Here is a 21908-nt window from a genome sequence, read left to right on the forward strand (position 1 = left end):
AGTCTTATTGTTTTTGTTTCAGCACAAAGGCTGTAAAAAAGCCCCCGGACTTTTCAGTGCGGGGGCTTTTTGAATCTTGGCAATTATTTTACGCCTGCAAGTCCCCGCGCGGTCTTAATAATGACCACGATAATCAGGGTAATCAGAGAGTTAAAGCGGGCGTTCAAATTCATTATTTGCTCTAAAAAATCGTTTTAATAGTATGCGCAATTGTTTGCGTCTCTAGTGGTAACACACATCTCCGTTACATGACAAGCAAAAACTCATTCTTTTTTCACATTCTCGTTTTGAACTGCCACGATATATAACAATTGCCACTAGCCGATTGGAGACTCGATTGGCTGCTGAGTGATTGTTAATCAAAGAATAAGGGAAAAAATGGGACTCGCGATTATTCATAGCCGGGCAAGTGTGGGTGTGGAAGCACCTTCAGTGACAGTGGAAGTTCATATTAGTAACGGCATGCCGGGGTTCACTCTGGTGGGGTTACCTGAAACCACCGTAAAGGAATCAAGAGACAGAGTACGCAGTGCCATTATCAATTCTCAGTTTGTGTTTCCTGCCAAAAAAATCACGGTTAACTTAGCACCCGCCGATCTGCCTAAGGAGGGGGAAGATTTGATTTGCCTATTGCGTTAGGCATCTTGGCGGCATCGAACCAAATTTCTCAAACCAGTTTGAATAAACACGAATTTATCGGTGAACTTGCTTTGTCTGGTGAACTTCGTCGTGTGAAAGGTGTGCTACCAGCGGCGTTAGCGGCGTCTAAAAAGAGTCGTTGTTTGGTTGTTCCGCATTGGAATGGCGATCAGGCTGCTCTCGTAGACAGAAAGCTACATAAATCAGCGCAAACTTTACTGGAAGTGTGTGCAGACCTTTGTGGACAGAAAACACTGAGCTTGTTTGAGAGTTCAAATATCGCACCAAGCGCACACACTCAAAGAGACTTGCAAGATATTATCGGTCAACAACAGGGCAAGCGAGCTTTAGAAATTGCAGCGGCGGGTAACCATAATCTGCTGTTTTTGGGGCCACCCGGAACAGGCAAAACCATGCTGGCTTCGCGTTTATGTGACTTATTGCCGCCAATGAGCGACGTTGAGGCAATGGAAACCGCCTCTGTCGCTTCCCTCACTCAGCAAGAGATCAATATTCACAACTGGAAGCAAAGACCGTTTCGTTCGCCTCATCACTCCAGCTCTATGGCGGCGTTAGTGGGCGGAGGTTCGATTCCTCGTCCGGGAGAAATTTCGCTCGCTCACAATGGATTGCTGTTTCTCGACGAAATGCCCGAGTTTGAACGAAAAGTCTTAGACTCACTTCGTGAACCTTTGGAGTCTGGCGAAATCATTATTTCTCGCGTGCAAGGTAAGACGCGTTTCCCCGCTCGTTTTCAGCTGGTGGGGGCATTAAACCCAAGTCCGACTGGGTATCACGAGGGGGAACAAGCTCGAGTCAATCCTCAGGTGATTTTGCGTTATTTGAGTCGCCTGTCAGGTCCATTGCTCGACAGGTTTGATATGTCGATAGAGATCCCCGCTTTACCGAAAGGCACACTGTCTAATGGTGGAGACAGAGGAGAGCCTACGGCGAATGTCAAAGAGCGAGTGCTGCAAGCGCGTGAAATAATGTTAGAGCGAAGCGGAAAAGTGAATGCCTTGCTGCAGAGCCGAGAGATAGAGCAAGTTTGCCCTTTAACTAAGCCGGATGCGGAATTTCTAGAAAATGCTCTGCACCGTTTGGGGTTATCCGTTCGGGCGTATCATCGCATCATCAAAGTCGCGCGTACGATTGCTGATTTACAGGGCGAGATACAGATAAATCGTTCTCACCTAGCGGAAGCATTGGGTTACCGAGCGATGGATAGGCTACTCAAACAACTTACTTCACAGTCGATTGGTTAATAGAAACGGATGTTTAGTTGACGTTTACTTATAAGCACTGGCTATGAGTACTCTGACCATTGCTGAACGATATTTTAAAAAAAGAACAAACTTGTATAATTGGGCGCTTATTTTTTGTTCATTGAATTGAAGGCTCTGCGTTGTCTTATTTTCTGCTCATTATTAATGCATTACTGGTTATCGTTAATACGGCGATAAGCTCTCTGATTATCTGTGCAATTGCTGTCATTAAAGTGCTGTTGCCAACTCCAAAACTGAAAGCGCGAGCCACTCAGATGGCAGATAAAGCTATGTGGATGTGGGCGACGGTGAATACTAGATTGCTTGCTGTTTCAAATCCTGTGCAGTGGGATATTGAAGGGGGTGAAGACTTAAAGAAAGATGGCTGGTACTTGCTGATCAGCAATCATTTGAGCTGGACGGATATTGTGGTGCTGTGCTCGGTATTTAAGGATCGTATACCTATGCCAAAGTTTTTCTTAAAGCATCAGCTCCTGTATGTGCCTTTTGTTGGAATGGGTTGTTGGGCGCTTGATATGCCTTTTATGCGTCGTTATTCCCGTGAATATTTGCTTCGTCATCCGGATAAACGTGGTCAGGATTTGCAAACGACTCGCCGCTCATGTGAGAAGTTTAAGTTTCATCCGACCACAGTGGTTAACTATGTTGAAGGTACTCGTTTTGATACCCACAAGCAGCAAGTGGTACGTTCTTCTTATCAACACCTTCTGCCGCCGAAATCCGGTGGTATGGCTTATACCTTAGCGGCGATGGGTGAGCAGTTTGAAAACATTATAGATGTCACTCTGGCGTATCCAGACAATTTAGAAAAACCATTCCGAGACATGTTGATGGGGCGTATGAAAAGAGTTGTCGTGCGTGTTCGAGTATTGCCTGTTGATGAGAATGTCTCTGGCGATTATTTCAATGACAAACCATATAAACGTCAGTTTCAGCAGTGGCTGGGGGATGTGTGGCAAGACAAAGATAAGATGTTGGAAGAGATTTATAAATCTTAATCAAAAACAAAAGGGAGCTTGAGCTCCCTTTGTTGTGTTTATTTCTTATTGACTAAGAAGTTCACCAACTCGAAGTATTCATCCAATGTTTTGATGCCTTGAGCCTGAACCAAGTAGTGGTTGTTGACCACAACCGCAGGAACACCGCTTAGACCACTTTCTTGGAACTGTTTGTCAAAACGACGAACCATAGAATCTACCGCAAAGCCGTTAAATGCAGCGTCGAACTTGCCGCCATCAATACCTTCATCAGTAAAGATCTGACGAAGCTCTTGATCGTCTTTTGGTGTCTTACGCAAGTTGTGAATACGATTGAACATGACAGGTATCATTTTATCTTCAACGCCTAGTGCAATCATAGTTGCGTAAGCTTTGCTCATTGATTTACCCATGTTACCGCCCATGAAAGATACGTGATTCTTTTGCAGTTTCACGCCTTCTGGCAGCTTGTCTTTTAGTTGGGCAATGATCGGCTCAAACGAATTACAGTGCGGGCAGTAAAAAGAGAAATACTCTACTACGTTAGGTTTTGAAGAAGGGGTTAGGTCGAGCTCTTTGTAGTGCACTCCTTCCTGAAAGTCTGTTGCGTAAGCCGAAAGGCTGAACATCAGGGTTGCAACTAGTGCAAACAATTTTTTCATTACGGACTCCATTTTTCCTTTTAAAGGCAATAAATTACCATTGTGGCATCAGTGAGAGCGCAGGCTCGTCTAATGCTGAGATTTGTTCTTTGAATGACAGCACTTGGCTTTCCCAATATTTAGGATCGTTGAACCAAGGAAAGGCGATTGGGAATGCTGGGTCATCCCAACGTTTTGCCAACCAAGCCATGTAGTGCACCATTCGTAGACCACGAAGTGGCTCAATTAGTTTCAATTCCGAGACGTTAAAATCGCAAAACTCTTGGTAGCCTTCAAGCAAAATATCCAGTTGAACGAGCTTATCTTGTCTTTCACCGTTAAGTAGCATCCACAGATCTTGCACGGCAGGGCCATTACGAGCGTCATCGAGATCGACGAACATAGGACCGTCACGCCATAAAATATTACCGGGATGGCAGTCGCCATGGAGGCGAATGTTTGCATGTTTACTTGACCATTGCTGCTCGATTTTCTTGATCAGATAGTCTAGGTCATTAAAGAAGACATTCTCTAAATGCATTGGAATGCACTGAGAGTTTTGTAGCAGCTCTCGAGGCTGATATAGGTATTCTTCCAAGCTCAAAGTTGGTCTATGTTGGAAAGTTTTCTCAGAACCGATTTTATGAATTCGTCCTAAAAAGCGACCCACCCACTCCAATTGCTCTTCGTTATCGACTTCAAATTGACGACCACCGACACTATTGAACAGTGCAAAGTCATAGCCTTGATAGTGATGAAGGCTAGCACCGTTGATGACCAGTGGTGGGACTAGCGGGATCTCCGCTTCTGCCAATTCGAGTGCAAATTCATGTTCTTCGCGAATTTGGTCGGCAGTCCAGCGTTCTGGACGATAGAACTTTACGACGAAGCGTCGTTTGTCTTCATCCACAAACTGATACACACGGTTTTCATAGCTATTAAGAGCAAGAAAGCCGGATTCTGCACGAATACCGATGCTCTCTAGTGCGTACCACATGAGATCGGGGGTTAATGCGTCAAAGTGAAACGTTGCTTGAGTCATTGATTAAAAAGGGCTCATTACTGAGCCCTTTTCCTTTGATAATGATGAAGTCTATAGCTTCTTAATAAAGCGGCTTTCAACTTCTATCGTGAATTGGTTGGTATCGTCGCTGAGTATAAACTGAATTGTCGCAACAGGAGAACTTAAGCTATCCGGTTTGACACCTAAACTCATTGGTAGGTTGACCACTTCGCCCGGTTTCACCTGTACTGTTTGTTTACCATACCAAGTCACATCAGTGAGCCCTGAGACATCGAGTTGATAATCTTGGGTCTGTTGTGTTTTGTTGATGACTTTTAGCGTGTAGGTATTTTCTACTTCACCTGCGCTATTGGTTCTAAATAACTGGTTCCGATCGCGAATCACGCTTAGACCAGCAGGGTCGACCGCGGCAATTTGAGCAACAAACAGCCCGCACATGACCAGTAACACAGCGCCATAGCCAATCAGTTTTGGACGCATAACTTTGGTGTGTTTACCGGATAGACGATGCTCTGTGGTGTAGCTAATCAAACCTTTCTCATAGCCCATACGTTCCATTGTAGTATCACAAGCATCGATACAGGCACCACAGTTGATACACTCATACTGCAAGCCGTCCCGAATATCGATACCAGTAGGGCACACCTGAACACACAAGTCGCAGTCAATACAGTCACCCAAACCTAGTGCTTTAGGATCGGCTTTGCGTGAACGAGGTCCACGTTGTTCACCGCGATCGGTGTTGTAGCCAACAATGAAGGTGTCTTTATCAAACATAGCAGATTGGAAACGAGCGTAAGGACACATGTGAATGCACATGATTGAACGCATCCAACCTGCATTACCATAAGTACAGATGGCAAAGAACAGAACCCAGAACACCGGCCAGAAAGTTGCATTTATAGTGAAAAAGTCGACAACTAGGTCGCGAATAGGCACGAAATAGCCAACAAAAGTGAAGCCGGTGATTAAAGCAATCGCAAACCAAGCAATATGCTTGAGCGTTTTACGCATTGCCAGTTTAGCCGTCATTTTGCCTTCATCTTGCTTACGACGTTTATTGGCGCTGCCTTCGAGCTTTTCTTCAAACCATATGTACATAAAGGTCCATACGGTTTGTGGGCAGAGGTAGCCACACCATACTCGTCCTAAGAATGTGGTCAGGAAGAACAGTCCGAATGCGGCAATCATAAACAGGAGTGCAAGCAAGGTTAAATCTTGCGGATAAAGTGTGGTGCCGAAAAAGTTGAACTGTTGGTTACCCATATCCAATAGAATAGCTTGGCGATCGCCGTAAGAGATCCAAGGTACCAATCCAAAAAGTAATAATAAGAACCAGCCACCATAGCGACGCAGTTTCTGGTAAGTGCCTTTACTTTCTCGAACGTATATCCCTTTGCTCGGGTTGAATCTGTCTCCTTCCTGACCTTTGTGGGTTTTGGGATTAAAGACTTTGGGAGTCACATCTTTAATGTCTATTTTGTCCTGACTCATGGAATATTCCTTTGGGCTTTTTGGTGCCGTTTCAAAATGACGGCACTCTCTGACATTGCTTTCCCCTTCCGCACTCAGTGAGAAGGATGAGTATTGTTTTAATAAGTGGGCGATTATAACGCCATCAACATTTTTATTTCTTTAAGGCAATCAATCTTTAACAACAAAATGTGTATTTCTGCTCAGTTATCAACACAAACTCGTTGCTAAAAAAACGGTGATAACAAAAAAGAGCGACATGAAAGTCGCTCCGTTCGATGAGTTTCTTAATCTTTGATGACACCACGAGCACGAAGCAGCGCGGTTTTAAAATCATCTTCGTAATCTTTCTTTAGCCCGGGAATGACTTCATCTTTTGAGCTGTTACGCATTTTAAGGTGATAGATGAGAACATCGTCAGTGAGTTCTTCCAACTGACCTTTGTAACCCGCTTCGCCTGCTAATTTCACGATGAACTGGAGCAAGTTACATTCAGAATCTTTTTGCCATTCAGGCTCAAGTAACTCAAGTAACTCTTCAATACGGTGACACTTCATAGCTTTCTCCACAGTCTTTTAATGGTTTTAAGCTAAAGGTACCAAATGTAGGAAAAAGTAGAAAAGAAAAAAGCGCAGATTACTATTTGTAAGCAAATAGCTCTGCGCTTTTCTATATTAAGCAGCCTGTTCGACTTTTGTTTCTGGCGATGCAGTCAGTGCATTGGTCTCAACAAGAGTTTTTGCAGGTGCAAGCTTTTTCGCAACCGGCGCAGCAACGAAGCCACTACGACGACGCATTGCACTGCGGTTTGTGTGCGAAAACCTGACAGTTGTTGGGCGCATTCATTTACCTAACAGTCAGGCATATCCATTGCCGATGTAATGGACCTAGGCAACTATGAGCTGCTCTTCTGGCACCGAGGTGTTTGAAGGATGGCTCCTTCTGGCAATCGCCAATCCACTTAAATTGTCTAGGAATAACGATATAAATCATATCGAAGTTAGATTAGCACCAAGTTTTCAATTGGTCGATAGTTAACCAGTTAATATGTTAAAAAAAATGAATTGGTTGTGTGAGAGCTGTAATTGAGTTTTTTTATTCATACGTTTTACTATGGAATACGCTTTACTATGAATAGCGATAGAAGGAGGTGTGTATGTCGTTTATCAAGAAAACCCTCGCAAGTTTTGGAATAGGTTCAGCAAAGGTGGATTCCGTTCTGCAACAAGAAGTGCTTTATCCCGGTCAATCAGTGAAATTTACCGTTCACGTTTATGGCGGTTCTAGTGCACAGGATATTGATAATATTGAATTAAAATTGTGCTGTCGCTATGTAGAAGAAGTCTTGGAAGACAGGTCCAAACAGCATGGTTCGCGTAAGCGTAAAGTTCATCAAACTCACGTTCTAGCGGATTGGTCGTTGCCGTATTCATTTACTATTCAGCCGGGCGAGACGCGTGATTTTGATGTTGAGATGGATGTGCCTTGGAACACCCCAGTGACTATTGGCGATGCAAAAGTTTGGTTGGAGACTGGTCTCGATATTGCGATGGCGCTTGATCCGACCGATAAAGATATTTTAACTGTTCGGCCAGATCCTCTGATGGATGGCATTTTTTCTGAACTGGAAGAGCAGGGGTTACGCTTACGTCAGGTTGAATGTGAAGCTGCAAAAGGCTTTGAGTTACCATTTGTGCAAGAGTTCGAGTTTGTTCCGACCACCGGGCCTTTTCATGGACGCTGGCGTGAGTTGGAAATTGTCGCTTATCGCGACAAGGACTCTTTGCAAATGTGGTTTGAAATTGATCGCTACCAAAGAGGGGCGACTGGCATGTTAGCGAGTCTTTTGGGTTTAGGTGAACTAAAACGTCAAATGACGATTACGAGCGGTGAATCACCACAAGCTGCTGGGACAAGAGTGCTTGAATATCTGGATTCTCACTCATAGTTGCTTAACTAAAAATTAACATTTCTAGCTTACAGTTGTAAGCTGAATATGTCATAATCTGCTTACTGTCCTGTTCTATGTGGGTGTGGTATGTCGGTGAGTGAATACAGTGTGAAAGAAGAAATAGCCAATGCGATTAGCCATGGCATTGGTTTGATATTGGGTATTGTTGGCTTGGTTTTATTGCTGGTAAAAGCGGTAAACCATAGTGCAGATACCCTGACTATTGCCAGCATGAGTGTATATGGTGGCAGCATGATCGCACTGTTTCTTGCTTCGACGCTTTACCACGCCGTTCCCTATCAAAGAGCGAAACATTGGTTAAAAATCTTCGACCACTGTGCCATTTACTTATTGATCGCGGGTAGCTATACCCCTTTCCTGCTCGTTGGCTTACGCACTCCGCTTGCTTTTGGTTTGATGATAGTAATCTGGTCGATTGCTCTGTTGGGTATCGTCATGAAAATCGCTTTTGTGTATCGATTTAAGCGTTTTTCACTGTTCTCCTATCTCGCAATGGGTTGGCTATCTCTGGTGGTGATTTACCAACTCGCTTTGAATCTGGATGTGGGCGGATTAACACTACTGGCGGCGGGTGGCGTGGTTTATTCACTGGGTGTGATTTTCTACGTAGCGAAGCGCATCCCATATAACCATGCGATTTGGCACGGATTTGTTCTTGCGGGTTGCGCTTGCCACTTCTTGGCGATCTATCTGTACGTAAATCCGATTTAGCGGGTTTCTAGGTTTGAAACCGTCGCAATAAGCTGATAGCTCTCTGCTTTCGGCACTTCAATTTCTATCACTTTGCCTTCTGCGGCTGTCTTTGGTCGCAGATAGGTGTCCGCCAGACGTTTTATAGATTGCCAAACCGTCGTTTCTTGCTCTGTGAGCTTTTTCCCCTGGCTGTCCAAAAGCTCTATCTTGAGTTGAACATTGATCACCGATAGCGAACTTTGGTTGGTGATAGCGGTTGGTAAAACGACCTTACCATTTTGGTAACTTGCGGTACCAATAACAATATCCACACCAGAGTCAGACAGTTGCAGGCTTGGTTTACCGCTCTCAAGTGTGAGCGTTGTCCCGCGTTGTGAAGAGATAATGGGCGCAGCTACAGCAAGGGCTGTTGCTTGATGAGTGTTTTCAGGCTGAATATATTGCCAAGTAAAATCATCATTGAGCTGAACTTTACGTCCATCCTGTAGTTCGATGACTTGGCTAGCCGCTGCATTAGCAGTGATGGCAATTAAAGTGATTGCCACTGAAGTAGGGATACATTTCATGATTAGCGTCTCCAGAACGCTGGGAAGAACAATACCAGTATTGTCAAAATTTCTAAACGCCCCATCAGCATGCCAAAACTTAACACCCACTTTGCTGCATCCGGCAGTGGGGCAAAGTTACCTGTTGGACCAATAACAGTGCCCATTCCCGGTCCAACGTTTGCTACTGCGGTGATCGACCCTGAAATACTGGTCACAGGATCCAGTCCCATCGCGGATAAACAACCTGCAATTAAAATGATGGTGATGGCAAAGGTAAGACCGAAAGCAACCACGGAGCGGACAATATCTTCATTCACAGGGCGTTGGTTATAACGCTGAACGAAAACACCATTTGGGTGAATCAGCCTCATCATCTGGTTTTTGAGTAAGGCGAAGCAGATTTGGAAACGGAAGATTTTAATACCACCCGCAGTCGAACCGGAACAGGCTCCCACCATCATAATAAAACCAAAGAGTGTGGTTGGAAGTGCGCCCCAAGCCGTGAAGTCATCAAGCCCATACCCTGTGGTGGTGACCACGGAAACAATGTTGAACATGGATACGCGCAGAGCGTCCAGTACTGAGTAGCCATTGTTAAGATTGAGCCATGCCGCAACCATTAGACTTGCAACAATGAACAGCAGGAAGAACCCTTGTATCTGTGCATCCTTCAACAGCACCATAGGGCTACGTTTTCTCAACGTAGCCACAAACAGCAGGAATGGCAGTCCACCAAGGAACATAAACAGAGTAGCAATCCAATGAGCACCATTAGAGAAGTGATTCATTGAGCTGTCAGAAGTTGAGTAACCACCAGTGGACAGCGTGGTGAACGCATGGTTAATGGCATCAAATAAGCCCATTCCAGTCAGCATGTAGCCCATAATGCACAGTAGGGTCAGCACTAAGTACACCGCAACAATGTTCTTCGCGACCGTTTTGGCTCGTGGGCTGCTTTTATCAGACCAATCTGAAGATTCCGTTTGGAACAGTTTCATACCACCGACGTTGAGCATTGGTAGTACAGCTACGGCCATTACGATAAAGCCTACACCACCAAGCCATTGCAAAATCGAACGCCATAACAGGATGCTTAGCGCCATATCATCAAGCCCACTCAACACGGTTGAACCTGTGGTCGTTAAGCCAGACATGGTTTCAAAGTAGGCATCGGTAAAGCTGATGTGGTTGATGAAGACAAAAGGCAGTGCAGCGAACGCACTGGCAACTGTCCACACTAAACTGGTGATAAGGAACATGTCTCGCACACTGAGACGAAAATCAGATGTCCGGCCTATGGTCAAGCAAATGAAAGCCACAATGTGCGTGATGATGACGGCTTGTGCGAAATCGAGGAATCCGCCTGTACCCGTTATGAATGCGACTATGGTTGGCACATACATAAACAGGGCTAGTTTCGAGAGAACTAACCCTACAACAAACAAAATGGGGCGTAAATTCAGCATAGTGACGCCGGCATCCTATAAGAAGAAAGGACTTGGTTGGAACAATGCTTCGACATCCGGCACGTATTTCTTGTTTACAAGGAACATAACGACGTGATCATCCTGTTCAATAACCGTACGGTCATGGGCAATCAAAACTTCTTCGCCACGCACAATAGCACCAATGGTGGTACCCGGCGGAAGCTTAATATCACCGACTGCACGGCCAACAACTTTTGAGGTCGTTTCATCACCATGAGCGATGGCTTCAATCGCTTCCGCTGCGCCTCTGCGAAGAGAAGATACGTTAACAATATCTGCACGACGAACGTGAGTAAGCAGCGCTGAAATGGTCGCTTGTTGCGGCGAAATCGCCACATCAATTACACCACCCTGAACCAGATCGACGTATGCGCCACGCTGGATCAGTACCATTACCTTTTTCGCACCAAGGCGTTTTGCCAGCATCGCTGACATGATGTTGGTTTCATCTTCGTTGGTTAAGGCAATGAACACATCAACTTGGTCGATGTTTTCTTCCGTTAGCAGTTCTTGGTCTGCGGCGTCGCCACAGAAAACGATACTGTTCTCCAGCTCTTCGGAAAGTTGTTCCGCGCGGCTGTAGTTACGTTCAATCAGCTTAACGCTGTAAGTGTGTTCAAGACGTTTTGCTAGGCTTGAACCTATGTTACCGCCACCAACAATCATAATTCGGCGATAAGGCTTTTCTAAACGCTGCAATTCACTCATGACAGAGCGAATATGGTTACTTGCTGCGACGAAGAACACTTCGTCATCCGCTTCAATGATGGTTGTACCTTGAGGGCGGATAGGTCGACCTTGACGGAAGATAGCTGCAACACGGGTATCGATGTGAGGCATGTGCTCGCGTAGTGCTGACAGGGCATTACCCACCAGTGGACCACCGTAATAGGCTTTTACCGCAACTAGACTGACTTTCTCGTCCGCAAAGCTAACCACTTGTAGAGCGCCTGGATATTGAACTAAGCGTTCGATATAGCTTGTCACCAGTTCTTCAGGTGCGATTAGGTGATCAACGGGTACTGCGCCTGACTGGAATAGCGCTTCTTTTTCAGCAAGATATTGAGGTGAACGAATACGGGCAATTCGGTTCGGGGTGTTAAACAGAGTAAAAGCGACTTGGCAGGCTGCCATATTGGTTTCATCGGTATTGGTTACCGCAACCAGCATGTCTGCATCTTGTGCGCCCGCTTCTCTCAGTACGTCAGGGTGGCTGGCATGGCCATTCACAACGCGTAAATCATATTTATCTTGCAGTTCTCTGAGGCGGTCACCGTTTTTATCAACAACAGTAATATCGTTGTTTTCGCCCACTAAGTTTTCGGCGAGTGTGCCGCCAACTTGCCCTGCACCAAGAATGATGATTTTCATACCTGTTCTCTTATTCTCTACTAATATCAAAGGCAGCCTGAGGCTGCCTTTGATTCAATAACTTACGCGTTTTTAACCATAACAGCGTAGTAGAAGCCATCCATATCTTGCTCACCAGGAAGAATTTGACGACCTGGTTGCTCTGGATCTGAACCAATCAGTTGCGCGTCAGCTGTACGCGCTAAAAAGTCTTTAACCTGCAGGACATTTTCCTGAGGGGTAATTGAGCATGTTGCGTAAACTAACGTACCACCAGGCTTCAATTGTTGCCACATTACCTGCAATATTTCACGCTGTAGCTCGGCTAATGCATCAATATCATTCGCGCGGCGTAACCATTTGATGTCCGGATGACGACGAATGACACCTGTCGCAGAACATGGCGCATCGAGCAAAATACGATCAAATTGTCCGCCTTGCCACCACTGTTGCGGATAACGTGCATCACCACAAATAACATCGGCCTTCAGGTTTAAACGTTCTAGGTTGTCGTGCACTCGATTCAGTCGTGTCGCATCGCTATCAAGCGCAACCACTTCTGTATCTTCGGTATGTTCCAGAATATGTGCAGTTTTACCACCCGGCGCCGCACAGCAATCAAGAATGAGTTCACCTTCTTTTGGTTGAAGGTAATCAATCGCCAACTGAGCTGCTGCATCTTGCACCGATACCCAGCCTTTTTCAAAGCCCGGAAGCAAGGTGACATCACAAGGTGTGGTCAGTTTAATCGCATCAGCCGCTTCTGGGTGAAGAGTGTATTCAATCTCCGCCTCGTCCAGAAGGATTTGGTATTCATCTCGAGTATGATGCTGGCGGTTCACACGCAACCACATTGGTGCTTTGCTGTTGTTCGCTTCTACGATCGCTTCCCACTGTTGTGGGTAGCTTTCTTGCAGCATTTTAAGAATCCAGTTTGGGTGACCATATTTACCCGCGTTGTGACTAACGGCGAATTGGTCCAGCTCTTCTTGATTGCGCAGATAATTACGCAATACAGCGTTAATGAGTCCACTCAGGTTTTCACCACGCAGAGTTTTTGTGCCTTCCACTGTATCAGCAACTGCTGCGTGAGAAGGAATGCGCATGAAACCTAATTGATACAGCCCGACCAGAATCAGGTGGTGAAAAACGCGCTTCTTACCCTTGAGAGGATTCTCCATTAGCTCATTGGCAATAGACTCTAAACGAGGAAGATAACGTAGAGCGCCGTAGCAAATCTCTTGCAACAGAGCATGATCTCTCGGGCGAATGGTTTTTTGAGCTGCTGGAAGAGCGTGAGAAAGTGAATGACCTTTGTCGACCACTTGGAAAAGGACGTTAGCAGCTGCTGCGCGAACATTCATGGTGAAACCCTTAAAATTCAATAGGGACATCTCTGCCCCTGTGATTAATGTACTTTCCCTTACTGACATCATTCAGTTCAGGGAGATCTAGCCACAACTCAGTGAAGTGGCTAGGAACCGTTAGTTCAGTAGAGAGCCGACTTCAAACCAGCTTGCGCGTGCATTAAGGATGTCTTGTACAGGCATTGCTTTTTTACCCGGAACTTGAAGCTGTTCTAGTACCAATACACCCTTGCCTGTTGCCACATAAATACCGGTTTTGTCGGCTTGTATTATGGTACCAGCAGGTTGGTCTGAGCTTTGATCCACAACACGGCTTTGCCAAACTTTGATGCTATTTTCTGCAACTTCAAAGTGACTCATTGGCCATGGGTTAAATGCACGAACGCATCGTTCGATGTGTGCTGCATCATCACTCCAGTTGATACGAGCTTCTTCTTTGCTCAGTTTCTTGGCGTAATTGGCAAGCTCATCGTCTTGTTTTTCAGCTTTCGCATTGCCGTTCGCAATATCGACTAAACATTCAACCAAAGCTTGTGGGCCTAGATCTGCAAGTTTCTCGTACATGGATGCGCTGGTATCCGTTGCTTCGATTGGCAGCGTAGCAATTTTCAGCATATCGCCAGTATCTAAACCGATGTCCATTTGCATGATGGTTACACCTGTTTCCGCATCACCCGCCCAGATAGAGCGCTGAATCGGAGCCGCACCACGCCAGCGTGGCAGGATTGAACCATGCACATTAATACAACCCAGTTTTGGTGTATCTAAAACTGCTTGTGGTAACAGTAGACCGTAAGCAACCACAACCATTAAATCAGCATTTAGATCAGCCAACTCTTGTTTGGCTTCATCTGATTTAAAGTTCTCAGGTTGATAAATAGGAATATCATACTCAAGCGCTAGAGTTTTTACTGGGCTGGCAGTCAGTTTTTTACCGCGGCCCGCAGGACGGTCCGGCTGAGTATAAACTGCAATAACTTCGTGCTCCGAAGACAACAACGCCGCCAAGTGACGGGCGGCGAAATCCGGAGTACCTGCAAAGACAATACGTAATGATTGGCTCAAGGTAACCTCTCTATTTTATTGATTCTTATCGTTGAAGCGTTTGATTTTCTCTAGCTTCTCTTTGATGCGCTTACGTTTTAGCGGTGAAAGATAATCAACAAATAGTTTGCCTTCTAAGTGGTCTAATTCGTGTTGTACACAAATCGCCAGAAGGTCATCTGCTTCAAAAGTATATTCTTCACCATCACGGTTAAGAGCTTTAACGGTGACTTCAGCAGCACGTGGCACAAGAGCACGAGCACCAGGGACAGATAAACAGCCCTCTTCAATACCATCTTCGCCGCGCTTCTCAATAATTTCTGGGTTAATCAATACCATTGGCTGATCACGGCTGTCAGAAATATCAATCACCACGATGCGTTGGTGAATGTCGACTTGCGTCGCAGCTAAACCAATACCTTCTTCGTCGTACATGGTTTCAATCATGTTATCTACGATGGTTTGGATCTCTGGTGTGACTTTTTCAACCGGCTTGGCAACGGTGCGAAGACGGTCATCTGGGAATGTTAATACTTGTAATACAGACATATACACTCGAAATATTGAACTAGGCCGAAACAGGATAAAGCTTGTTGGCTCAATTCTAGACATTTTATGAGTCAAATGACAGCATCCTGCGTGATTTATCAAAATCATTCTCATTCATTTAACGCAGGATATAAGGTCATGACTCGATTGAAAGGTTATTTTCTCCTAGTGTTCATTGCGCTAAATGGCTTTTCTTTAAAGGCTTTCGCCCAACAACCTACCCAATTGACGCTTAAGCAAGGCGCGCCGACGACTTACACAGTCGTGAAAGGAGATACCTTGTGGGATATATCGGCCATGTACTTAAACAACCCTTGGTTGTGGCCGCAGCTGTGGGACATCAACTCTGATATTGAAAACCCACATTTAATTTATCCCGGTGATCAGCTCTATTTAGTCTGGAACAACGGTAAGCCTCAGCTGAAGTTCAAACCTAAAGTCACCCTAAGCCCTAAAGTTCGTAAAGTGAAAAAGCAACCGGTGCCGATTGTGGAACAAGGTTTAGTGATGCCTTATTTACAGTCTGACCGATTGATAAGCAAAGACGTTTTGGCAACCAGCAGTAAAGTAATAGGGGATAGTGAAGGACATCAGTACATCACCCAACAAGATCAGCTCTATTTTACTGGGCGTCACACTCAAGCCCAATGGGGGGTTTATCGCCCCGCCAGTGAATTTGAGCGAGAGAAGGAAGTATTAGTGGCACTGCGCCTAATCGCGACGGGCGAACTTGTCCAAGCCGACGAAACGATTTCAACATTGCGTATTAAAGAACAGTCTCAAGAAGTGGTACAAAACGATATCGTTTTACCCCTAGTTGATATTGAGAGCTTAAAACTGACCACCACATTTTTCCCTCATCCTGCTCCAGAAAGTGTCAATGCCCGTATATTGGGAGCACTGGAAGGCAGTCAGTATTATGCCCAAGGGCAGGTTGTTATTTTGAGCCAAGGTGGTGAAGATGGCTTAAAACAAGGCTGTATGTTCGAAGTTTTTAATACGGGCAGTCATGTTTTTGGTTCGCAAGGTCAGTTTAGCTATGAAAAGAAATGGTTTGATAAAGGGATGCGATTGCCAAGCAAGAAAGTCGGCGAGTTAATGGTCATCCGTCCGTATGACAAATTCAGCTTAGCGTTAATCACCCGCAGTCAAACGGCATTCAATCAAGATGTTATGGCCTTGTCTCCGCTCGCGGCTAATGCCGCTCTGCCTCAATCTTTTGATACGGACGATTAAATAGAGTCAGTCATGAATGAAAGGGATTTATCAGCATGGTTGGCGCTAAGTTTTACGCCAAAATTGAGCAAAAAGTCTGTTAAACAGTTATTGAGCCGAGATTCCCTCTCCAACATTTTTAGCTATTCAGCCAGCCAGTGGCAGTCGGCTGGCTTGTCTTCAAATCAGGTCCACTATTTAGTGCATGATGCTCAGCGAGAGGTGGAAGAATCTCTCGAATGGTTAAAGGCACAAGCCGGAAGGCATATCATCACGCCATTTTGTGATTCGTATCCTGCTCTACTGCAACAAATCTCCTCAAAACCAGATGTTTTGTTTGTTGAAGGACAACCGGAAACATTGAATCAGCCACAAATCGCTATTGTTGGTAGTCGTAACGCCAGTATTGATAGTCAGAAGATTGCTCATCAGTTTGCAGGGCAGTTAGTGGAACAAGAGTTGGTGATCACTAGTGGTTTAGCCTTGGGAGTTGATGGCTATGCACATGATGGTGCCTTAAAAGCAGGTGGCAAAACGATCGCTGTTTTAGGTTCTGGGCTAGCGTCTATCTATCCTTCAAGACATAAAAATCTCGCTGCTCGTATTATTGAAAACGGAGCTTTAGTTTCAGAGTTTCGTCCTAATGCGAAACCTCGCCCAACCCATTTTCCTCGGCGCAACCGAATCATCAGTGGTTTATCTATGGGGGTTCTGGTTGTTGAGGCGGCCGAAAAAAGCGGATCTTTGATTACCGCTCGCTATGCAACAGAACAAAACCGAGAGGTTTTTGTGGTACCGGGATCTATTCTTAATCCCAATTGTGTGGGCAGTAATCGCTTAATTCAGCAGGGCGCATGCTTAGTTCAGAATGTACAACAGATTGTTGATGAACTTGAATCTATGCTGGATTTCAATCGCTTACAGCATCAGCAATGTCAGCATACACTTTTTTTACCCTTAAATAGCGAAGATGAATTGCCATTTCCCGAGCTGTTAGCTAACGTAGGAGAAGAAGCTATACCAGTTGATATTCTTGCAAGCAGGACCCATATACCTGTCCAAGAAGTCATGATGCAGCTCTTAGAGCTTGAGCTTTCAGGGCATGTTGTTGCAGTTTCCGGTGGCTATATTCGTAAGGGGAGGGGCTAGCTATGATGATGGATATTCTGATGTATCTGTTTGAAACTTATATCCATAGCGATGCAGAGTTGCAAGTGGATCAAGACGAGCTTGAAGATGAATTGCTTCGAGCAGGGTTTCACCAAAAAGATATCTACAAAGCCCTAAACTGGTTAGAAGAGCTAGCAGCATTGCAACAAACGGATGCACAGTCAGCGATTTCAACCAGTGCGGCGACATCTATGCGTATTTTTACAGCGCAAGAGATGGAGCGTCTAGACCTAGAATCTCGTGGTTTCATCCTATTTTTAGAGCAAATTAAGGTATTAACACCTGAAACTCGCGAAATGGTGATCGATCGAGTGATGGGGCTAGAGACCAATGAATTAGAGTTGGATGACCTGAAGTGGATCATTCTAATGGTGCTGTTCAACGTTCCCGGGAATGAGAATGCTTATACGCTTATGGAAGAGCTCTTGTACAGCAAAGAGCAAGGTATTCTTCATTAAGCTAATAGACGTATTATGAGCGGTAAAATTGATAGCGAGCTATTTTCAGCTCATGAGCATGCGCTGAACGAACCTTGTCCGAAGTGTGGCGGAGCGTTACAGCTTCGCCATGGCAAACACGGCCCGTTTCTCGGCTGTACTCAATATCCTGATTGCGATTACATAAAACCACTGCACCAGAATGACGGACATATAGTGAAAGAACTTGGTGTGCCATGTCCTGAATGTGGGAGTGAGTTGGTATTGCGCCAAGGGCGTTATGGCATGTTTATCGGCTGTAGTGCTTACCCTAAATGTCACCATATCGAATCGCAAGATAATCCTGCAGATGAAACTAAACAAAGCAAGTTACATGCTTGTCCTGAGTGCGGTAAAGGGCATCTTGCCGAGCGTAAAACGCGTTTCGGTAAAACGTTTTATGCTTGTGATACTTATCCTAAGTGCAAATTTGCCGTTAACTTACCTCCAGTAGCAGGTAAGTGCGAGAAATGCGGTTTCTCATTACTGGTTGAGAAGAAGCTCGCTAGCGGCACTAAGTATCAATGTGCGGATCGCAAGTGTGGGCATATTCAGGAATAGAACCATAAAAAACGGCGCTTTAAGCGCCGTTTTTGTATCTGGAATTAAATCTTAAGATTTAAATTGTTTGGCAACTTCCTGAACTGCTGGAAATGCTTCTGCATCTAAAACATCCGCCAGTTCACACAGTTTACGAACTAGTTCGCCGTGGTAGTCAGCCGTCACGTTGATGTGGCCCATTTTTCTGCCCGGACGCTTTTCTTTTCCGTACCAGTGAATATGGCAACCTTCCATTGCTAGCAGACTTTCTGGTAACGAGTCTTCGCCAAGAATATTGATCATCGATGTCTCGCGAACCAGTTTGGTACTGCCTAATGGCATGCCGCAAACCGCGCGTAGATGATTTTCAAACTGACAGGTTTCCGCACCTTGTTGTGTCCAGTGACCAGAGTTGTGTACGCGAGGTGCAATTTCGTTAACCAGCAGTTTTCCTTGAACATCAAAGAACTCTAGAGCTAAAACGCCAACGTAATCTAAGCTGTTTGCCACAGCTGTAAACATCTCTTTTGCTTGTTCTTGTAGCTCAGGAGCATCAATAGCGGTTGAAAGGCTAAGGACGCCATTCACGTGCACGTTTTCAGCTAATGGATAAACGGCAACTTCGCCATTTTTGCCTCGAGCACCAACCAGAGAAACTTCACGGTCAAAAGGAACAAATTCTTCTGCAACAATCGCTTGGTTATTAGAAGAAGCAATACACTCTGCCATTTCTGGCCAAATTTCATCTGCATCTTCCTTGTTCTTCAGACGCCATTGACCTTTGCCGTCATAACCACCTAAAGCACTTTTTAGTACCATAGGAACGTCTACATGAGCGATCGCAGTATCGAAATCTTCACGGCTATTGATAACGGTGTACTTTGCATTACGTACGCCAGCGTTATCTAACAGTGCTTTTTCAAGTCGACGGTCACCGCCAGCTTTAATGGAGTCTGTGCTTGGCAGGAACTTTCCGCTACGTTCACACACTTCAAGCACATCATGAGGAATATGCTCAAACTCAGCGGTAATGACATCTGCCTTTTCAATCGCTTGCTCTAAACCATGACCAATCACAGCTTGAGTTAAAGGATGAACAACATTCTTGCTGTTAACGTCAAACGCAGAAATTTCAATATTAAGTGGTGCGCCAGCCAATGACATCATACGTGCAAGCTGACCTGAACCTAATACCAATACGTGCATCAATTATTCCTCGGCTGGATTTGGATTTGCCAGTACAGATTCTGTTTGAGCCGTGCGGAAAGCTTCCACTTTTGCCATCACTTCTTCATCAAAAGTACCGATGATTTGAGCCGCTAGAAGCCCTGCATTAGCCGCGCCAGCTTCACCAATCGCAAGCGTACCTACCGCAATGCCTTTTGGCATTTGAACAATAGAGTATAGGGAGTCTAAGCCAGAAAGAGCACGAGACTGAACCGGTACACCAAGAACTGGCAAGCTAGTGAATGCTGCTGTCATTCCCGGTAGGTGGGCAGCACCGCCAGCACCAGCGATAATAACCTTTAGGCCGCGTTCTTTCGCGCTGCTTGCGTAGTCTGCTAGGAGTTGTGGAGTGCGATGAGCTGAAACTACTTTCGTTTCATAAGGAACACCGAATTGCTCTAGCATCTCTGCTGCAAGTTTCATGGTTGGCCAATCCGATTTGGAACCCATGATAATACCGACTTTCATCTCAAACTCCTTCAAGCATATTTATTTTGGTGAGCGAACGCCGCGCATTATACGAGGATTTTTACATCAAGCAAACGATTGCGTTGTTGTAATCAACAAATGTTGGCGGACAAATTACCCTTCGATGTTCATGGAAGCGTGGTTTGAACTTCCGCTCGTTAAGGTATAGGCGAAATCACCGATAATTTGTACACTGGGCGCAAATAGAAATAAGTCAGCTCAATTAGGTAGTTTTCGTGAATAATTTTGAACAAGCTTTACATGCATTGAAGTCTGGTGAAGTGATTGCCTACCCGACAGAAGGTGTTTTTGGTGTGGGTTGCGATCCGGACAGTCCAGAAGCCATCGAGAAGTTACTGCAACTAAAGCAAAGACCTGTAGAGAAAGGTTTGATTTTAATTGCAGCCTCATACGAACAACTGCTTCCTTATATAGATGAAAGCCAGTTAACCGCAGAACAATTACTACAAATCAAATCAACCTGGCCCGGTCCTGTTACTTGGGTTGTACCTGCGAGCAGTAAAGTATCCAAATGGGTGAGTGGTCAGTTTGATACCATCGCAGTGCGTGTGACCGATCATCCTCTGGTTCAACAACTGTGCAACGCTTACGGTAAACCGCTAACCTCAACCAGTGCAAACTTAACTGGTCAACCTTCGTGTATGACAACGGAAGAAGTTGAAGAGCAGCTTGGCGACAAACTGGTTGCGATTCTGCGTGGCGCAACTGGCGGGCGTAACAAACCAAGTGAAATTCGCGATGCGAAAACCCTACAAGTATTAAGACAGGGCTAACTCACTCTGCGATGGGAATGCGTAAGGAACAAAAGATGTCGACAATTAATAAAGAAGCCGTAAAGCAGTTTTTGCTTTCACTACAAGATCAAATCTGCCAGCAATTAGAGGATGTTGATGGTGGTGCCAAGTTTATTGAAGATGCGTGGCATCGAGAGCCAGGCGAAAAGTTGGGCGGCGGTGGCCGCTCTCGTGTGATGCGTGATGGTTTGGTGTTTGAACAAGGTGGCGTGAACTTCTCACATGTTACTGGAAAACAAATGCCAGCGTCAGCAACGGCGCATCGCCCTGAACTAGCGGGACGTAAGTTTGAAGCTATGGGTGTCTCTTTAGTTATGCATCCGAAAAACCCTTATGTTCCAACATCTCATGCCAACGTGCGCTTCTTTATTGCAGAGAAAGAAGGTGAAGAGCCAATTTGGTGGTTTGGTGGTGGTTTCGACTTAACACCTTTCTATCCTTTTATTGAAGATTGCCAGCAGTGGCATTCAACCGCAAAAGCGTTATGTGAACCGTTTGGTGATGATATTTATCAGCAACATAAAGAATGGTGTGATCGCTATTTCTATCTTCCCCATCGAGAAGAAACTCGCGGTGTCGGTGGCCTTTTCTTCGATGATCTGAATCATTGGGAGTTCGATAAGTGCTTTGACTATATCAAAGCGGTCGGTGAAGGTTACTGCCAAGCTTATGTGCCGATTGTTGAACGTCGTAAAGCAACCGAGTATGGCGAGAGAGAACGTCAATTCCAGTTGTATCGTCGTGGTCGCTACGTGGAATTTAACTTAGTGTTTGACCGAGGAACGCTTTTTGGCCTGCAGACTGGTGGTCGTACTGAATCAATACTGATGTCTATGCCGCCACTCGCTCGCTGGGAATATAACTACCAGCCGGAAGCTGGCAGCAACGAAGCTAAACTGAATGAGTTTTTAGTGCCGCGCGAGTGGTGACAGAAATTGCACTGAGTG

Annotated in this window: 22 protein-coding genes and 1 pseudogene; 10 read left to right on the top strand and 13 right to left on the bottom strand. The window is 45.3% G+C overall.

Annotated elements, in window-relative coordinates:
* Window positions 1-378 precede the first annotated feature (378 nt).
* Window positions 379-1904: pseudogene (locus P4S58_RS15375) on the top strand (YifB family Mg chelatase-like AAA ATPase).
* Window positions 1905-2044: 140 nt separating this feature from the next.
* A complete protein-coding gene (locus P4S58_RS15380; RefSeq protein ID WP_102964096.1) occupies window positions 2045-2923 on the top strand; it encodes an acyltransferase in 879 nt (292 codons plus the stop codon).
* 38 nt (window positions 2924-2961) lie between these two features.
* Here P4S58_RS15380 and P4S58_RS15385 read toward each other — a convergent pair whose 3' ends face one another.
* The 5 genes from P4S58_RS15385 to P4S58_RS15405 form a co-directional block, all read right to left on the bottom strand.
* Window positions 2962-3564: a thiol:disulfide interchange protein DsbA/DsbL gene (locus tag P4S58_RS15385; RefSeq protein WP_102964097.1), complete on the bottom strand. Its 603-nt coding sequence runs from the start codon at window positions 3562-3564 to the stop codon at window positions 2962-2964.
* Window positions 3565-3598: 34 nt separating this feature from the next.
* A complete protein-coding gene (locus tag P4S58_RS15390) occupies window positions 3599-4585 on the bottom strand; it encodes a serine/threonine protein kinase (RefSeq protein WP_102964098.1) in 987 nt (328 codons plus the stop codon).
* Between the two features lie 51 nt (window positions 4586-4636).
* The gene (ccoG, locus tag P4S58_RS15395; RefSeq protein ID WP_102964099.1) at window positions 4637-6061 is read right to left on the bottom strand and encodes a cytochrome c oxidase accessory protein CcoG; all 1425 of its coding nucleotides are present in this window, start codon (window positions 6059-6061) and stop codon (window positions 4637-4639) included.
* Window positions 6062-6327: 266 nt separating this feature from the next.
* Complete coding sequence (locus tag P4S58_RS15400; RefSeq protein ID WP_102964100.1) at window positions 6328-6597, bottom strand: YihD family protein; 270 nt, start codon at window positions 6595-6597, stop codon at window positions 6328-6330.
* A 117-nt stretch (window positions 6598-6714) separates the two neighbouring features.
* Window positions 6715-6882 (bottom strand): hypothetical protein, encoded by a 168-nt coding sequence (locus P4S58_RS15405; RefSeq protein WP_102955528.1) that lies wholly within the window; start codon window positions 6880-6882, stop codon window positions 6715-6717.
* Between the two features lie 314 nt (window positions 6883-7196).
* On the opposite strand from P4S58_RS15405, the gene P4S58_RS15410 reads away from it, so the two are divergent.
* A complete protein-coding gene (locus P4S58_RS15410) occupies window positions 7197-7988 on the top strand; it encodes a sporulation protein (RefSeq protein ID WP_102964101.1) in 792 nt (263 codons plus the stop codon).
* 90 nt (window positions 7989-8078) lie between these two features.
* A complete protein-coding gene (gene trhA / locus P4S58_RS15415) occupies window positions 8079-8723 on the top strand; it encodes a PAQR family membrane homeostasis protein TrhA (RefSeq protein ID WP_102964102.1) in 645 nt (214 codons plus the stop codon).
* On the opposite strand, the gene P4S58_RS15420 is transcribed toward trhA, so the two are convergent.
* The 6 genes from P4S58_RS15420 to def form a co-directional block, all read right to left on the bottom strand.
* Window positions 8720-9271 (bottom strand): DUF3157 family protein, encoded by a 552-nt coding sequence (locus tag P4S58_RS15420; RefSeq protein ID WP_102964103.1) that lies wholly within the window; start codon window positions 9269-9271, stop codon window positions 8720-8722. The genes trhA and P4S58_RS15420 overlap by 4 nt on opposite strands.
* Window positions 9272-9273: 2 nt before the next feature.
* The gene (locus P4S58_RS15425) at window positions 9274-10719 is read right to left on the bottom strand and encodes a TrkH family potassium uptake protein (protein WP_102964104.1); all 1446 of its coding nucleotides are present in this window, start codon (window positions 10717-10719) and stop codon (window positions 9274-9276) included.
* A gap of 15 nt (window positions 10720-10734) precedes the next feature.
* Window positions 10735-12111: a Trk system potassium transporter TrkA gene (trkA, locus tag P4S58_RS15430; protein WP_042489427.1), complete on the bottom strand. Its 1377-nt coding sequence runs from the start codon at window positions 12109-12111 to the stop codon at window positions 10735-10737.
* 62 nt (window positions 12112-12173) lie between these two features.
* The gene (gene rsmB / locus P4S58_RS15435; RefSeq protein WP_102964105.1) at window positions 12174-13454 is read right to left on the bottom strand and encodes a 16S rRNA (cytosine(967)-C(5))-methyltransferase RsmB; all 1281 of its coding nucleotides are present in this window, start codon (window positions 13452-13454) and stop codon (window positions 12174-12176) included.
* Window positions 13455-13574: 120 nt separating this feature from the next.
* Window positions 13575-14522: a methionyl-tRNA formyltransferase gene (fmt, locus tag P4S58_RS15440; protein WP_102964106.1), complete on the bottom strand. Its 948-nt coding sequence runs from the start codon at window positions 14520-14522 to the stop codon at window positions 13575-13577.
* A 15-nt stretch (window positions 14523-14537) separates the two neighbouring features.
* Window positions 14538-15050 carry a peptide deformylase gene (def, locus tag P4S58_RS15445; RefSeq protein WP_042489422.1) on the bottom strand — a complete coding sequence of 171 codons (513 nt, stop codon included), beginning with the start codon at window positions 15048-15050 and terminating at the stop codon, window positions 14538-14540.
* Between the two features lie 138 nt (window positions 15051-15188).
* On the opposite strand from def, the gene P4S58_RS15450 reads away from it, so the two are divergent.
* The 4 genes from P4S58_RS15450 to P4S58_RS15465 are packed head-to-tail and all read left to right on the top strand — an operon-like array spanning window position 15189 to window position 18472.
* Entirely contained in the window at window positions 15189-16286 is a 1098-nt protein-coding gene (locus tag P4S58_RS15450; protein ID WP_180980174.1) for a LysM peptidoglycan-binding domain-containing protein, read from the top strand.
* Window positions 16287-16298: 12 nt separating this feature from the next.
* A complete protein-coding gene (gene dprA / locus P4S58_RS15455; RefSeq protein WP_102964108.1) occupies window positions 16299-17414 on the top strand; it encodes a DNA-processing protein DprA in 1116 nt (371 codons plus the stop codon).
* Between the two features lie 2 nt (window positions 17415-17416).
* Window positions 17417-17893, top strand: coding sequence for a DUF494 family protein (locus P4S58_RS15460; RefSeq protein ID WP_042489417.1), 477 nt, complete (start codon window positions 17417-17419; stop codon window positions 17891-17893).
* A gap of 15 nt (window positions 17894-17908) precedes the next feature.
* A complete protein-coding gene (locus tag P4S58_RS15465) occupies window positions 17909-18472 on the top strand; it encodes a DNA topoisomerase family protein (protein WP_102964109.1) in 564 nt (187 codons plus the stop codon).
* Window positions 18473-18523: 51 nt separating this feature from the next.
* Here the strand turns inward: P4S58_RS15465 and P4S58_RS15470 are convergent, their stop codons facing one another.
* Both P4S58_RS15470 and purE read right to left on the bottom strand, forming a co-directional pair.
* Window positions 18524-19657, bottom strand: a complete 1134-nt coding sequence (locus tag P4S58_RS15470) for a 5-(carboxyamino)imidazole ribonucleotide synthase (RefSeq protein ID WP_102964110.1) — start codon at window positions 19655-19657, stop codon at window positions 18524-18526.
* 3 nt (window positions 19658-19660) lie between these two features.
* A complete protein-coding gene (purE, locus tag P4S58_RS15475; protein WP_042489409.1) occupies window positions 19661-20146 on the bottom strand; it encodes a 5-(carboxyamino)imidazole ribonucleotide mutase in 486 nt (161 codons plus the stop codon).
* A gap of 236 nt (window positions 20147-20382) precedes the next feature.
* Here purE and P4S58_RS15480 point away from each other — a divergent pair, with 236 nt between their 5' ends.
* Together P4S58_RS15480 and hemF are read left to right on the top strand one after the other, a co-directional pair.
* A complete protein-coding gene (locus tag P4S58_RS15480; protein WP_102955518.1) occupies window positions 20383-20940 on the top strand; it encodes an L-threonylcarbamoyladenylate synthase in 558 nt (185 codons plus the stop codon).
* A 35-nt stretch (window positions 20941-20975) separates the two neighbouring features.
* On the top strand, window positions 20976-21890 hold the full coding sequence (gene hemF, locus P4S58_RS15485; protein WP_102964111.1) for an oxygen-dependent coproporphyrinogen oxidase: 915 nt from the start codon (window positions 20976-20978) through the stop codon (window positions 21888-21890).
* The last annotated feature ends 18 nt before the right edge of the window (window positions 21891-21908 follow it).

It is taken from the genome of Vibrio sp. Hal054 (assembly GCF_037162405.1).
Classification (GTDB): Bacteria; Pseudomonadota; Gammaproteobacteria; order Enterobacterales; family Vibrionaceae; genus Vibrio; species Vibrio diazotrophicus.

Bases quoted from the DNA above. Each gene is read 5' to 3' on its own strand.
- hemF (WP_102964111.1), top strand. From the start codon at position 20,976: ATGTCGACAATTAATAAAGAAGCCGTAAAGCAGTTTTTGCTTTCACTA.
- P4S58_RS15385 (WP_102964097.1), bottom strand. From the start codon at position 3,564: ATGAAAAAATTGTTTGCACTAGTTGCAACCCTGATGTTCAGCCTTTCG.
- P4S58_RS15400 (WP_102964100.1), bottom strand. From the start codon at position 6,597: ATGAAGTGTCACCGTATTGAAGAGTTACTTGAGTTACTTGAGCCTGAA.
- P4S58_RS15465 (WP_102964109.1), top strand. From the start codon at position 17,909: ATGAGCGGTAAAATTGATAGCGAGCTATTTTCAGCTCATGAGCATGCG.
- P4S58_RS15460 (WP_042489417.1), top strand. From the start codon at position 17,417: ATGATGATGGATATTCTGATGTATCTGTTTGAAACTTATATCCATAGC.
- P4S58_RS15425 (WP_102964104.1), bottom strand. From the start codon at position 10,719: ATGCTGAATTTACGCCCCATTTTGTTTGTTGTAGGGTTAGTTCTCTCG.
- P4S58_RS15405 (WP_102955528.1), bottom strand. From the start codon at position 6,882: ATGCGCCCAACAACTGTCAGGTTTTCGCACACAAACCGCAGTGCAATG.
- P4S58_RS15450 (WP_180980174.1), top strand. From the start codon at position 15,189: ATGACTCGATTGAAAGGTTATTTTCTCCTAGTGTTCATTGCGCTAAAT.
- P4S58_RS15410 (WP_102964101.1), top strand. From the start codon at position 7,197: ATGTCGTTTATCAAGAAAACCCTCGCAAGTTTTGGAATAGGTTCAGCA.
- P4S58_RS15470 (WP_102964110.1), bottom strand. From the start codon at position 19,657: ATGCACGTATTGGTATTAGGTTCAGGTCAGCTTGCACGTATGATGTCA.
- P4S58_RS15390 (WP_102964098.1), bottom strand. From the start codon at position 4,585: ATGACTCAAGCAACGTTTCACTTTGACGCATTAACCCCCGATCTCATG.
- dprA (WP_102964108.1), top strand. From the start codon at position 16,299: ATGAATGAAAGGGATTTATCAGCATGGTTGGCGCTAAGTTTTACGCCA.
- ccoG (WP_102964099.1), bottom strand. From the start codon at position 6,061: ATGAGTCAGGACAAAATAGACATTAAAGATGTGACTCCCAAAGTCTTT.
- def (WP_042489422.1), bottom strand. From the start codon at position 15,050: ATGTCTGTATTACAAGTATTAACATTCCCAGATGACCGTCTTCGCACC.
- trkA (WP_042489427.1), bottom strand. From the start codon at position 12,111: ATGAAAATCATCATTCTTGGTGCAGGGCAAGTTGGCGGCACACTCGCC.
- trhA (WP_102964102.1), top strand. From the start codon at position 8,079: ATGTCGGTGAGTGAATACAGTGTGAAAGAAGAAATAGCCAATGCGATT.
- purE (WP_042489409.1), bottom strand. From the start codon at position 20,146: ATGAAAGTCGGTATTATCATGGGTTCCAAATCGGATTGGCCAACCATG.
- P4S58_RS15420 (WP_102964103.1), bottom strand. From the start codon at position 9,271: ATGAAATGTATCCCTACTTCAGTGGCAATCACTTTAATTGCCATCACT.
- rsmB (WP_102964105.1), bottom strand. From the start codon at position 13,454: ATGAATGTTCGCGCAGCAGCTGCTAACGTCCTTTTCCAAGTGGTCGAC.